Annotated in this window: 10 protein-coding genes; 5 read left to right on the top strand and 5 right to left on the bottom strand. The window is 68.5% G+C overall.

All coding sequences use genetic code 11. The features are described 5' to 3' along the window. Nucleotides 1-18 precede the first annotated feature (18 nt). Nucleotides 19-1,203, bottom strand: coding sequence for a Gfo/Idh/MocA family protein (locus tag ACO4JP_RS03945; protein ID WP_425956084.1), 1,185 nt, complete (start codon nt 1,201-1,203; stop codon nt 19-21). 153 nt (nt 1,204-1,356) lie between these two features. Further along, nucleotides 1,357-2,151, bottom strand: a complete 795-nt coding sequence (locus tag ACO4JP_RS03940; RefSeq protein WP_425956083.1) for a DeoR/GlpR family DNA-binding transcription regulator — start codon at nt 2,149-2,151, stop codon at nt 1,357-1,359. A 153-nt stretch (nt 2,152-2,304) separates the two neighbouring features. Between ACO4JP_RS03940 and ACO4JP_RS03935 the strand changes: the two genes are divergently transcribed. The 4 genes from ACO4JP_RS03935 (at nt 2,305) to ACO4JP_RS03920 (ending at nt 6,521) form a co-directional block, all read left to right on the top strand. Next, complete coding sequence (locus ACO4JP_RS03935) at nt 2,305-3,267, top strand: N-acetylglucosamine kinase (RefSeq protein WP_425956082.1); 963 nt, start codon at nt 2,305-2,307, stop codon at nt 3,265-3,267. Between the two features lie 61 nt (nt 3,268-3,328). Further along, the gene (locus tag ACO4JP_RS03930; protein ID WP_425956081.1) at nt 3,329-4,624 is read left to right on the top strand and encodes a D-tagatose-bisphosphate aldolase, class II, non-catalytic subunit; all 1,296 of its coding nucleotides are present in this window, start codon (nt 3,329-3,331) and stop codon (nt 4,622-4,624) included. Next, nucleotides 4,624-5,778, top strand: coding sequence for an SIS domain-containing protein (locus tag ACO4JP_RS03925; RefSeq protein WP_425956080.1), 1,155 nt, complete (start codon nt 4,624-4,626; stop codon nt 5,776-5,778). Before ACO4JP_RS03930 ends, ACO4JP_RS03925 begins: the two co-directional genes overlap by 1 nt. Before the next feature lie 170 nt (nt 5,779-5,948). Next, nucleotides 5,949-6,521 (top strand): histidine phosphatase family protein, encoded by a 573-nt coding sequence (locus ACO4JP_RS03920; protein WP_425956079.1) that lies wholly within the window; start codon nt 5,949-5,951, stop codon nt 6,519-6,521. 17 nt (nt 6,522-6,538) lie between these two features. On the opposite strand, the gene ACO4JP_RS03915 is transcribed toward ACO4JP_RS03920, so the two are convergent. Both ACO4JP_RS03915 and ACO4JP_RS03910 read right to left on the bottom strand, forming a co-directional pair. Continuing rightward, entirely contained in the window at nt 6,539-7,351 is an 813-nt protein-coding gene (locus tag ACO4JP_RS03915; RefSeq protein WP_425956078.1) for a DeoR/GlpR family DNA-binding transcription regulator, read from the bottom strand. Nucleotides 7,352-7,528: 177 nt separating this feature from the next. Next, nucleotides 7,529-9,034, bottom strand: a complete 1,506-nt coding sequence (locus ACO4JP_RS03910) for a DUF4832 domain-containing protein (RefSeq protein WP_425956077.1) — start codon at nt 9,032-9,034, stop codon at nt 7,529-7,531. A 196-nt stretch (nt 9,035-9,230) separates the two neighbouring features. Here ACO4JP_RS03910 and ACO4JP_RS03905 point away from each other — a divergent pair, with 196 nt between their 5' ends. Next, on the top strand, nt 9,231-9,782 hold the full coding sequence (locus ACO4JP_RS03905; RefSeq protein WP_425956076.1) for a hypothetical protein: 552 nt from the start codon (nt 9,231-9,233) through the stop codon (nt 9,780-9,782). 202 nt (nt 9,783-9,984) lie between these two features. On the opposite strand, the gene ACO4JP_RS03900 is transcribed toward ACO4JP_RS03905, so the two are convergent. Beyond that, the gene (locus ACO4JP_RS03900) at nt 9,985-12,717 is read right to left on the bottom strand and encodes a LamG-like jellyroll fold domain-containing protein (RefSeq protein ID WP_425956075.1); all 2,733 of its coding nucleotides are present in this window, start codon (nt 12,715-12,717) and stop codon (nt 9,985-9,987) included. Nucleotides 12,718-12,795 lie beyond the last annotated feature (78 nt).

Below are 12,795 nucleotides of genomic sequence, written 5' to 3'. Positions count from 1 at the left end.
GAGCCTGCTGGGTTCGGGTCAGGAGCGGGTCGTGGAAGCGAAGTGGTCGTGCACGGACTGCGGCAGGGCGGGTACGTCGCGGGGACGCGAGCCGTCGCGCAGCGACTCGGCGGCGAGCGCGCCGGCGGCGACGGCGGCCCGGGCCGCGAGCGGGGAGACCACGGTCGGCGTGCCATCGACGACGAGGTCGAAGAACTCCGTCATCGTCAGCACGTCGGCGTCCTCGTGGCCGCTGGTCACACCCTCGATCGGGTACTCGACATCGCCGGCGAGCTGCCACTCGCGGCGTCGGTTCCAGACGCGTACGACACCACCTGCCGTGTCACCGAAGTTCTCCAGGCGACCCTCGGTGCCGATGACCGTGTAGTTGCGCCAGTAGTCAGGCGTGAAGTGGCACTGCTGGTAGCTGGCCTGCACTCCGTTGTCGAGCGTCATCATCATCATCGAGACGTCCTCGACGTCGACCACGGGGTTGAGGCCGGTGTTGCTCGCGGGCGGCCAGTTGTCGAAGGAGAACCAGTCCTCCATCGTCTGACCGGGCCGCTCGCGACGGTCGGTGATACCGCCGTAGACCATGAGGTCGCCCATGCCGACGACGCGGCGCGAGTAACCGCGGGCGAGGTAGTGGACGATGTCGATGTCGTGGCTGGCCTTCTGGAGCAGAAGCGTTCCGGTGCGTGCCCGGTCGGCGTGCCAGTCCTTGAAGTAGTAGTCCGGACCGTTGCCGACGAAGTGCCGCACCCAGACGGCCTTGACCTCGCCGATCTCGCCGCGCTCGATGATCGATCGCATGGCGCGCACGACGCCGGAGTGGCGGAAGTTGTGCCCGACGTAGAGCGGCGTCCCGGTCTCGGCCGCGGTCACGAGCACTCGGTCGGCGTCAGCGAGCGTGGTCGCCAGCGGCTTCTCGAGGTAGACGGCGACTCCCGCGCGCAGCAGGTCGACCGCGATGTCGGCGTGGGTGTCGTCGGGAGTCGCGATGATCGCGGCATCGACGGTCCCCGCGGCGATCAGGTCTCGGTGACTGACGAAGCTCTCGACGTCACCGAACATCTGGCGCCCACGGTCGAGGCCGACCGGGTCGGTGTCGACGATGGCGGTGACGGCTGCGTCGGTCCGCACCGATGCCACGTGGTGCCCGATCGCGGCACGCTGCCCCGTGCCGATGACGGCGACCGCGAGGCTGGTCTTGCGAAGTGGCATCATCGTCCCCACACCGTGTGATCGAAGTTGCTCGACTAGCCGAGCAAGCGAGCATGGGTGGACAGTATCTGCTCGCGCTTCAGATGACCAGACCCTTTTTCAGGGGCTGATGACCGTCGATGTGCGGCCTGACGCCAGATCTGAGAGTGGCGTTCAGTCGCCGGGGGCGACGAGGACCTCGACGTCGGCGGCCGCCAGGTCGGCGGCGACCTCGCCCGTGACGGGGGCGTCGGTGACCAGCACGTCGACCTTGTCGAGCGGCATGATCCGCGCGAACGCGCGGCGTCCCAGCTTGGTGGCGTCGGCTGCGACGACGACCTTGCGGGCGATCGAGGCGAGATGCCGGCTCGCCTCGGCCTCGCCCTCGTGGATGGTCGTGGCGCCGATGCCGGAGAGCCCGTCGACGCCGATCACGGCCACGTCCAGCGAGAAGTCGCGCAGCGAAGAGCTCACCAGAGGGCCGATGAGCTCGTAGGACTGCCGGCGCGGAACGCCGCCTGTGACCACGATCTTGACGTGCTCACGCACCGACAGCTCGTACGCGATGTTGAGCGCGTTGGTCACGATCGTCACGCCGGGGATGTCTGACGCCAGCGGCAGACGATCCATCCGGCCGAGGGCGCGAGCGACCTCGGTCGTCGTGGTTCCACCATTGATCCCCACCGAGTAACCGGGCCTGATCAGGTCCGACACCGCGCGCGCGATGGCCAGCTTCGCCTCTGCCTGCCTGTCGCTCTTGTACTGGAGCGGGAGCTCGTAGCCGGAGCCGAGCGCGGATGCGCCGCCGTGGGTGCGCGTGATCAGGCGCTGCTCCGCCAGGAGGTTCAGGTCGCGGCGAACCGTCGCCGGCGACACCCCGAGCTCTTCGCTGACGTCAGCGATGGAGACGCTCCCCTGCTCGCTCACGAGCTCGAGAACCTGATTGAGACGCTTCTGCTGTGTCGACATGACACCTCCTCCGTTGCCGCGATCCTCTCACGCACGCCGTTTGACAGCCGTGAGTGATTCTGCTCGAATATCATCCAGACGCGCAGAAGTGAACAGAACTCACGGACGCCACTCCACAGCCCCGCGCGGCTGGCGATCTCGAGGTGATGCGAAGTGTTCCTGGGCGTCGACGGCGGCGGCACCAAGACCGCCCTGTGCCTGGTCACCCGCGACGGCAGGGTCGCCGCATCGGTCCAGGCGCCGAGCTGCTACTACCTGGGCAGCTCGGAGGGGATCACCCTGGTCGAGCGTGTGCTGCGGGATGGCATCACGGAACTGTGCGCCCGCGCAGGGATCACCGTCGACGAGATCACGTACGGGTTCGTCGCGCTCCCGTCCTACGGGGAGGTCGAGTCCGACGTCGCGGCGCTGGACACCGCGCCGGGGTCGGTGCTGGGCCACGACCGTTACGCCTGCGGCAACGACATGGTCGCTGGGTGGGCCGGATCCCTGGGCGCCGCTGACGGCGTCAACGTCGTCTCCGGCACCGGGTCGATGAGCTATGGCGAGAGGGCAGGCTCCGGCGTCCGAGTCGGCGGCTGGGGCAACCTCCTCGGCGACGAGGGATCAGCACACTGGATCGGCCTTCGCGGCCTTCAGGCGTTCACGCAGATGAGCGACGGCCGACTGCCTCGCGGGGCCCTTGCCGAAGCGATGATGACGCACATCCCGCTCGCCGACGATCTCGACGTCATCGCCGTCACGATGCTGCGGTGGCAGGGCGACCGGCGGAAGATCGCGTCGCTCTCCCGCGTGGTGAGCGACGCCGCCGAGCAGGGCGACGAACAGGCGCAGGCCATCCTCGCCGAAGCGTCGGTCGAGCTCGTCCGGCTCGTGGAGACCGCACGGCGCCGACTGGGGTTCGACGACGCGGAGGTCGTCCAGGTCTCGCACTCGGGAGGGGTGTTCTCCTCCCCTCGGGTGAAGGCCGAGTTCACTCGACTGCTCATGGCGGAGCACCCGTCTTACGTGTTCCGCACGCCGCTCTTCACGCCCGTCGTCGGTGCAGCGCTCTACGCGGCCCGGATCGCCGGCTCCCCGCTGAGCGATGCGGCACTCGCTCGGCTGCGCGGATAGCCGAAAGCTCATGTCATTCGGCATCAGCGAATGATGCCCCAGCTGAAAGGAAAGGTCCTGCGTGGGTAGCCAGCTGTTGGAGATGGTCCAGACGCACAAGTCCGGGGTTCCGGTCGGGATCTACGCCGTGTGCTCTGCGCACCCGATGGTGCTTGAGGCTGCCATGACGCAGGCGCGGGACGAGGGCACTCCGGTGCTCATCGAGGCGACCTCGAACCAGGTCGACCAGTACGGCGGCTACAGCGGCATGACCCCGCCGATGTTCCGGGACCTGGTCCATCGCATCGCCGCCGAGCAGAGGCTTCCGATCGAGCGCGTGATCCTCGGCGGAGACCACCTCGGGCCCAACCGCTGGCGGCACCTGCCCGCCAGCGAGGCGATGCTCGAGGCCGAAGGTGTCGTGGCCGCCTACGTCGAGGCGGGGTACGAGAAGATTCACCTCGACTGCTCGATGGCCTGCGCGGGCGACACGGTCCCGCTCTCGGACGACGTCGTCGCCGAGCGTGCCGCTCGCCTGCTGGCCGTCGCCGAGGAGGCGAGCCGCCGGTCTGGCCGCGCCGAGCCGCCGGTCTACGTGATCGGCACCGAGGTGCCCGTCCCGGGCGGCGCACACGAGGAGCTCGGCGAGCTGGTCGCGACGACTCCGGAGGCGGCAGGCTCGACGCTCGACGCCCACCGCGCCGCGTTCGAACGTGCCGGTGTCCTGGACGCGTGGGACCGGATCATCGCTCTGGTCGTGCAGCCCGGTGTCGAGTTCGACCACCTCAAGGTCGTGCAATACGACCGGAGCAAGACCGAGCTGCTGAGGCACGCCCTCGACGACGAGCCCGCGATGCTCTTCGAGGCGCACTCGTGCGACTACCAGCCGGCGGCTCGGCTCAGGTCGCTCGTCGAGGACCACTGGTTCGTGATCAAGGTCGGGCCGGGCGTGACGTTCGCCCTGCGGGAGGCCCTCTTCGCCCTGGCGGCCATCGAGCAGGAGCTGGTGCCGGTCGAGCGTCGGTCCTTCTTCCCCGACGTGGTGGAGCGCGTGATGCTCGCCAAGCCCGCTCAGTGGGAGAAGTACTACGACGGCGACTACGAGTCCCAGCGGATCGCCCGTCGGTACTCCTACAGCGATCGGCTGCGCTACTACCTGCCCGACCCGGAGATCGCCGAGGCGCAGGAGAAGCTGCTCTCGAACCTCGGCGCGACGGACATCCCGCTGCCCCTTCTCAGCCAGTACCTGCCCACGCAGTACCAGCGAGTCGTGGAAGGCGCGCTCACCAACGATCCTCGCGCCATCGCGATGGACCGGGTCCGCGATGCCCTGCAGCCCTACGTCGACGCCTGCTTCCCGAAGGAGACGCGGAACTGATGACCGCCATGAACAACCCGCTGCTCGCCGCGCTCGATGTCGAAGGGTCGAGCCATACGGTCCACGAGATCGCGCAGCAGCCGCAGGTCTGGCGCGAGCTCGGCGGAATCCTGGCAGCGGCGCAGACCCGGCTCGCGGCTGAGATCGCACCTCTCGTGCACGACCCGCAGACGCGCATCGTCCTGACGGGCGCGGGTACGTCGGCGTTCGTCGGAGACACGCTGGCGCCGGCACTGAGCCGACGTCTGGGGCGTCAGATCGACTCGGTGCCGACGACCGACCTGGTCGCGGATCCGCGCGCTGCTTTCGCCGGCGACGAGCCCGTGCTCCTCGTGTCGTTCGCACGCTCGGGGAACAGCCCGGAGTCGCTCGCCGCCACTCGTCTGGCAGACCAGGTCGCGTCTCGCGTTCACCACCTGGTGATCACCTGCAACCCGGAGGGTGCCCTCGCCCGAGCGCACGCCGGATCCCTGTCGGCGACGGTCCTGCACATGCCGGCCGCGACGAACGACCGGAGCTTCGCGATGACGTCGAGCTTCACGTCGATGCTGCTGGCAGGGTGGCTGGTGCTGGGCGGTGACGACGCGGTCAGGTCGACGGAGCTCGCGGCCGCCGCGGCCGATCGATTCACCGCCGCACGGCTGACGGAGATCGCCGATCGCGCGCCCGCCGCCGCGGGACGCATCGTCTATCTCGGGTCCGGGCCGCTCGCAGGGGCTGCACGTGAGGCGGCACTGAAGATGCTCGAGCTGACGGCCGGCAGGGTCGCCCCGTACAGCGACACGCCGCTCGGCTTTCGGCATGGACCGAAGTCGTTCCTGGACGAGACCACCCAGGCCGTGGTGTTCGTGTCCGGAGACGACTATGCACGCAAGTACGACGCGGACATGGTCACGGAGCTCCGCGCGGCCCTGGGTACCGAGCGCGTTCTGACCGTCGGCGCCCATCCCTTCGGCGACACGACCTCCGACTGGGTGATCGACGGACTCGACGGAGCGAGCGACGTGCTGACGGCCGCAGTGGCCATCGGTGTCGCGCAGTACTTTGCGCTGTTCGCGTCGACGGCGATCGGTTGTACGCCCGACAACCCTTTCCCATCGGGCACCGTCAACCGGGTCGTGCAGGGAGTGACGATCTACCCGCTGTCGGACTGACACTCCATCATGGCGAGCGCGCTCCACGAGTCGGCCCGATCGAAGGCAGAGGTCAGGATGCGGATCGTCGCTGACGGCGTCTTGGCGGAGAACGCCATGGCCCACCCCGCCGCCGTAGTCTCGAGATCCGCAGAACGCCACCGACCGTTGTCTCTACACCTCGGAGTCCGATGAAGATCGCACTGATCCGTCACGGCCAGACGGACTGGAACATCCAGCGGCGATACCAGGGCAGGCTCGGGCTCGACCTCAACGAGGTGGGGCGCCTGCAAGCCGCCGAGGCGGCAGAGACCCTCCGCTCCGCAGGCCGTGAGACCGAGTCGACGTGGACGTGGCTGGCATCGTCGACGGCAGAGCGAGCCGTCCGGACGGCGCAGATCGTCGGTGCGGCAGTCGGCCTGGCACCCAGCCTCGAGGTGGAGGACCTGATCGAGCGCGGCTTCGGCGTCGCGGAGGGCATGCTCATCGACGAGGCGCGAACGCGGTGGCCGGACCGCGCCTACCCCGGTGGCGAGAGTGTCGACGACGTGCTGACGCGAGCGCTCGCAGCAGTCGATGCGATCGCGAGCGCCAACGTCGGGGCCGACGGTGTGATCGTCTCCCACGGCACGGTCATCCGTCTTGTGGTCGGTCATGTGACAGGGGTCGACCCAGGCAGCCTGCTCAACGGCTCCCTCACCGTCCTCGAGGGTCAGCCGGGCGACTGGCGCGTCGTCGTCCATCCGGTCGCTCGGCATTGCTGACGCTCCCGCAAGGCGCCTCAGGGGCCGGCGACCTCGTGCACGCGGACCCCGGCGGCGGCCAGCCTGGAGAGCTCCGTGCGTGGCGCGCTCGTGTCGGTGACCAGGTCGGTGATCTGGGATGCGTCGGCCATGTGGGCGGCCGTCGTCCGGCCGATCTTCGAACCGTCGGCCACGACGATGACGCGATCCGCCCGCTGAAGCATGGCGCGGTTGGCGCGAGACTCGGCCTCGTCGTGGGTCGTGAGGCCCGCGGAGGCGCTGACGCCGTCGACGCCGATGACGGCGCAGCTGACGCGCACCGCCGCGAACGTGCTCTCCGTGAGGCGACCGACGAGCTCGAACGACGACGTGCGGAGCCAGCCCCCGTTGACGACGACGCGCACTCCGGTGCCGCTCGCGAACGCCAGGGCGATCGTCAGGGAGTTCGTGACGACGGTCAGGTCGTGGCGCGTGGTCAGCGCCTTGGCGACCTCCGCCGTCGTCGTGCCGCCATTGATCGCCAACGTGAGCGGGCCGGCCGGCAGCAGGTCGGCGGCGCGTCGGGCGATCCGGGACTTGGCCGCCCAGAAGGTCCCGTCCCGCAGCTCCACGGGAACCTCGGCGGTCGTCGTCCGTGCGACTCCTCCGTGGTGCCGCACCACGAGGCGCCGTTCCTCGAGGGCCGCGAGGTCCCGCCGGATCGTTGCGCCGGAGACTCGCACCCGCTGGGCGAGCACGAGGGTCGGCATCGCGCCCTCGGTGTCGAGGATCGCGAGGATCTCACGCAGGCGCGCGGCGCGGTCAGCCCCGCCCGTCGACCGAGCAGGAGGTGCGATGACGTCGATAGCCACGGATCTACGACATCAGGTAAGTGAGCGATGATGATGAGTCGATTGCCAAACCGCGCATGAATGGACAGTACCGGCCCACGGTCGTGCTTGCTAGTGCGGATCAGCGCAGCTCAGCGGGAAGCAACAGGAGACAGCACCGCCGAGAGGACCGACGGTGCTGCCTGCTTCCGGGTGAGGTCAGCTGCAGGAGGTGGTGGCGTCGACGGCGACGTCCTGGCCCAGGTCGTTCCAGCCCGTCGTGCCGTCCCAGGTGCCCTCGTTGGCGGTCCGGATCGCGTAGCGCGAGTCGCCGGCGACGCGCGCGTCTGCCGACGGGAGCGCGAGGTAGGCGTGGTACCGGCCGGCCGGCACGTCACACACGGACGCGCTGACCGTCGTCGTGGTCCCCGGAGCCCACCAGCGGGCGTCGGTGCGCCCCTGGGCGTCAGCGAGCGGCACCGTGTACGTCCCGCGCGCACCGTCGAGCACGAGCTCGGCAGGACGTTCGTTGTAGGGCGCCGACCAGCCCTCGTTCGCCACGTCGACGGTCACGGTCGCGGCCTCGCCGCCGTGCCCGAGGGACTGGGCGACGGTGCTGTTCTGCAGGACGAACCGGTAGCCCAGGCGGCGCGCCGTCTCGGCAAGCCCGTCGGCGCCCCAGGAGTCGAGAACTCCGCGGTTGTAGTCCCAGTTGAGGTAGTCGTAGTGGTACCGGGCCATCGTCGCCGAGGCGTTCTCCCAGCTCGACAGCTCGTTGGGGTTACAGGTCTCGCCGCCCATCGGCACGAACTTCGTGTCCTGCGCCAGGTACTCCTGGTCGAGGCTGAGCGGGTCGGACAGGAACGTGCCCCAGTCGTCGGGGGCGGCGAGGAAGCAGTCGTTGTGGTGGCCGACTCGAGCCAGGTCGGAGCCGCTGAAGCCGTCGGCCTCCGTGAGCGCACCCTCGACGCCGGTCGGCACGCCGAGAATCATCTGCTTCATGAGCATCGTGCGAACCTGCACGGTGAGCGAGGTGGGCAGCACATCGAGCCATGCCTTGACGACGGCCCGTCGGTTCGCCCAGTCCTCGTCCGTCAGGACGCCAGGGTTGGCGGGGTCGGCGGCGAAGTAGTCGGTGTAGTAGCCCTCGCCCCACAGCCCGACCATCCCGGCCTGGACCGTCGAGATCACGTCGGCGTTGGCGCTCAGCACCGGGCCGAGCTGCTTGATGTGCGCGAGCACCGTCGACACCGGCGCGTCGCCGTACGGCGGCGAGTAGGGCCAGGCGCCGCCCTGCACGTACGCGAAACGGACGATGACCGAGATACCGGCCTCACGCGCCGCGGCGAAGTCGGCGTTGACCAGGGCCAGGTACTCCGGGTCGAGCACGGGCTGGTCGACGAACTTCTCGAGGTAGAAGACGCGGAGGATCTGGCTGTACCCGGCGGCCCGGTAGCCGCTGAGCACGGCCGGGTCGAGCGGGACGTACCCCGAGCCGTCCTCACGGTAGTGCGTCTCGGTGTGGCGGTAGAAGCCACGCTGGGGGTTGGCGATGTTCGCATCCGTGCCGGTGTACGTCACGGTCGTGGTGCGGCCGGCCCCGTCACCGGCGGCCGGAGTGGCTGCGGCGGCGGTGCCCGCCGCGGGCAGTAGGAGCAGGCCGACGGCCATGGCCGCGAGCCTGCGGGAGAGAGTTGCGCCTCGTTGTGCGGTGTTGGTTCCCATGGCCGGGAGCATCTCGTGGTCGCGTGAGCTGGCCCAGGAGAACGCGCGAATTGCTCACGCGTCATGAGCAACCGGTGGTTTCAATGCCGCGAGCTGCGTGTCGGCCTGGTCGGGCCCGGGCTCTTGTCCGGCGGAGACCCAAGTCGGGCGCTATCGGCGCTAGTGCACACTGCTGAGTGCTGACAGGATCAACACCATGGCCCACAGCAAGGACGGTGTGACGTGGCACCCGGAAATCCGGCGCGAACTGCTGCCAGGGCCGTCGGCACGTAGCCTCGGCGTGGTCTCGTTCGGAGTTGCTTGCGTGACCTTCGGGGCGGTCGCGTTCCTCTTCACGATGATGTTCCTTGGCGCGACGCATGTGATCGCGACGGCCGAGGTCTGGCCCACGTCCGTCGCGCTTTACTCATTCTCCGGCGGTGCACTCCTCATGGGCCGGGGGAGATTCAGCCCCATGCTTTGGATTGTGGAGAAGAGGTCGCGCAAGGAACGGGCGGCCGGGTACACGACTATGCACCACGACGCCCTGGAGAAAGAGTGTCCCGTGGACGTCGTCGACGTGCCGTCCCGTCGTGTGATCCGCCTGGCGGGCGAGCACTTGGTCGAGAGCAAATACGCCGTCGACCAGGTCAACCAGGTACGTGAGCGAACGCGCCAAGTCCGGCAGGCCGCACAACAAGAACGAAACCTCTCGCTCACGACCGGGCCCGCCCAATCGCAGCATGGCTTGGTGGAGCCAGACGCATAGGCGGATGTTCTCGGCGCTTCGCACTTCGAAAGCGCGTCACCATCGACACCGCCCCATCACATGCACATCGGCTTGACGCGAAGGTTCATGTAGGCCGCGATTGTTGCTCTGATCGCGGCCCCAATCGACGACGGTGACGTGCCCTGTCGAACGGAGCAGAGGCGAGCACGTCACCGTCGCCTTGTCGAGGAGAGGACCTACGTCAGCCGACGAGCTTCCACGGTCCGGAGGGGTCGCCCGGGGCCTCGTTGCGCGTCCACCACTGGGCCACGTACGTCTTGCCCTGGTACGTCGCCGACTCGCCAGCCGTGAAGACCCTGGAGGCCGTCCAGGCCGCCGTCCCGTCCGGGTTGGTGATCATCTCCTCCCAGGCGCCGGTCGGGTTGCCGGGCACCTCGGACTGCGTCCACCACGCCGCCCGCCAGACCGACCCGTTGTAGGTCACCTGGTCACCTTCGCTGTAAGCGGTTGAGGAGGACCAGGTGAGCGGGGTCAGCGTCCAGAAGTGGTCTGCCGTGGCCGCGTCGCTCGACGACGTCGACGATCCGGAGGTCGAGCCCAGGACGACGGTGGCGTCCTTCCCGTTGCCGGACGCGTCGACGACCCTCGTGCCGCCAGACTCGTCGAACGTCAGGTGCTCGACGTTCCCCGCGCCGACTGCGCCCGACGCCAGGTCGGCCACCTCCGCCGAGCTCAGGGCGCGGTCGTAGATGTTGAAGTCGTCCACCGCTCCGTTCAGTGCAGGGTCGGCGTACTGAGACTTGCCGATGTAGTTGCGAGTGCTCTGCCCGAAGACCGCCGGGTGGTTCGTCATGGACGTGTTCGTGCCCACGACCTTGCCGTTGACGTACAGGGTCCCTGTGTTCCCCGCGAGCGTCACGGTCACGAGCGACCACTGGTTCAGCGGCAGCGTCCCTGTGCCGTTGATCTGCTGCTCACCTCCCGCACCCGAGCCCGCAGTGATCGCGAACCGCAGTGTGCTGCCCGAGTTCACCGTGAGGAACATGCTCGCGGAGGAGCCAGTGCCGATGTCGAAGACGCGCGACCACGTGGCGTTCGACGCGGGGTTCACCCAGGTCGACACCGTGTAGTCACCGGTGAGTCCGCTCACGATGCCCGTGGGCAGGCTCACGTACGACGACGTGTTGCAGAACGACAGGGCCGAGCCGATGCGGCCGGTGACACGAGGCCCGTCCGGGGTGCAGCCGGAGGTGACCGATCCGTCGGTCCACTGGACGACCGGCGAGCCGGCGGTCTTGCTCATGCGATCGATCGCGAGGACCAGACCGGTGCCGTAGTTCGCGAGCCGGTAATGACCCTTGCCGTCCGGAACAGGCTGCCAGAGCTGGTCGGCCGCGCCGTCGGCCGGCTCGAGAAGGATCGTGGCACCGTCACTCGTCGAAGAGTCCTTCACCCCGAGCACGAGCCCCGTTGCGGGGTCGACGATCGCGTAGAGCCCAGAGCCAGCGTTCACGAGCTTCCAGGCCTGTGCCGAGGTGCCGGCCGAGGTCTGCTGGACGGTGCTCCCACTGACAGCGCCGTTCGCCTCGATGGCGAGGCCGCTGTTGACGTTGCCGATCTGGTAGGTCCCCGAAAGGTCAGTCGTGTTCGAACCGGCCTTAGTGATCGTGACGTGGTACCCGTAGGCCGGGTTCATCACGATCGGGACCGAGATCGATCCGTCCGCGCCGATCGAGTAGCTGGTCTCGGAGACCGTCACCGGACCCGAGGCGGGGGCGGTGCGACCGTAGGACGGCGTGAACTCGATCTTTGCGTTCACCTTGCTGCCCAGGTGCAGCTTCTTGAGGCCGTCGACCTTGACCGTCGTCGGGCCGGTGTTCCCGCCAGTGACGATGTTGACCTCGGTCTTGTCCGACGAGACAGAGGCGGCGGCGTCGAACAGCGCTGCGCCACCGGCGGGCGGCGTGGTGGTGACCATGTCGCCACTCATCTGCGCGTACCAGGTGTAGAGCCAGTACGCGCCGTTCGGGGACCCGCCCCGTGCCGTCAGGAGGTCACCGAGCGTCCCCGACTGGTTCCAGAACGCGAGCTCGGCGTTCGAGATCCCGAGCCGCTCGAACTTCGCGATATAACCGACCAGGGCGCCGGGAATACCAACCTCCGACGGCGCCGCGTACTCCTCGATGTCGATCAGTCGCGGCGTGATGCCGTACTTCTTCTCGAGTGCGACGACCGTGTTGATGTCGCCCTCGATCTTGGTGGAGCGAATGAGCTCGTGCCAGGCGAGAATGTCCGGAACTGTGTCGGTGGCGACGGCGTTCCGCAGGAAGTTGTCCATGTCGGAGATGTTGTCCGAGAAGCTCGGACCCTGGATGGGCGTCGTGGGGTCGATCGACCGGATCAGTCGGTACGTGTGCGTCCAGAAGTCCTCGAACGTGCCGTTCTTGGCCGTGTTCCAGGTGCCGTCAGACTCGTTCCAGGGCGCATAGGCGGCGAGGTTTGGCACGGTCGACGTGTTGACCTTGGTCAGCTCGTTCCGAACGACGTTGTCCCACGAGTCCCAGCTGAACTGGTACGGCCAGCCCGGGTAGTAGTCGGAGAGGCGGTCGACGACCTTCGCGCCGAGCGCCTGCGACTTTGCAGCGGTGACGAGTATGTCGCCTGTCGGCTGCTGCGTTCCACCGGACGGCTTGAGGACGAACTCTGGCGGCTTGATCGCCGAAGCGAGTGCGTCGGTCGGGTTGGTCGCGTCGGCGAGACCGTAGAGCGAACCGCTCGCGACATGCGTCACGGGGCGGAACGGCTGGTCGGCGTGGACGACGACGACGTCGGTCGCGTCAGGGCCGCCTGCAGCGTCCGCGGCCAGCGCTGAAGGTGCGATCGCGGCACCCGTCGAGGCCATGGCCAGAGTGGCGAGGACGGCCGCGGGCGCGCGCCGCATCCCCAGCCTTCTGGCAGTTGGTGCACGGTTCATCTCTCTGCTCCTTTGCATCGGTGAACATGCGAGTGAGCGCTTTCTGGCGCTCACGACGTGCGACCGCTCAGGGACGAG

Source organism: Xylanimonas sp. McL0601 (assembly GCF_049852175.1).
Classification (GTDB): domain Bacteria; phylum Actinomycetota; class Actinomycetes; order Actinomycetales; family Cellulomonadaceae; genus Xylanimonas.
Note: the sequence above shows the minus strand (reverse complement) of the source record. Positions and strands in the feature narration are given on the sequence as shown.

What these genes read in the sequence shown, in the direction of transcription:
- ACO4JP_RS03945 (WP_425956084.1), bottom strand. Translation starts at nt 1,203, where the DNA reads ATGCCACTTCGCAAGACCAGCCTCGCGGTCGCCGTCATCGGCACGGGG.
- ACO4JP_RS03940 (WP_425956083.1), bottom strand. Translation starts at nt 2,151, where the DNA reads ATGTCGACACAGCAGAAGCGTCTCAATCAGGTTCTCGAGCTCGTGAGC.
- ACO4JP_RS03925 (WP_425956080.1), top strand. Translation starts at nt 4,624, where the DNA reads ATGACCGCCATGAACAACCCGCTGCTCGCCGCGCTCGATGTCGAAGGG.
- ACO4JP_RS03920 (WP_425956079.1), top strand. Translation starts at nt 5,949, where the DNA reads ATGAAGATCGCACTGATCCGTCACGGCCAGACGGACTGGAACATCCAG.
- ACO4JP_RS03910 (WP_425956077.1), bottom strand. Translation starts at nt 9,034, where the DNA reads ATGGGAACCAACACCGCACAACGAGGCGCAACTCTCTCCCGCAGGCTC.
- ACO4JP_RS03905 (WP_425956076.1), top strand. Translation starts at nt 9,231, where the DNA reads ATGGCCCACAGCAAGGACGGTGTGACGTGGCACCCGGAAATCCGGCGC.
- ACO4JP_RS03900 (WP_425956075.1), bottom strand. Translation starts at nt 12,717, where the DNA reads ATGAACCGTGCACCAACTGCCAGAAGGCTGGGGATGCGGCGCGCGCCC.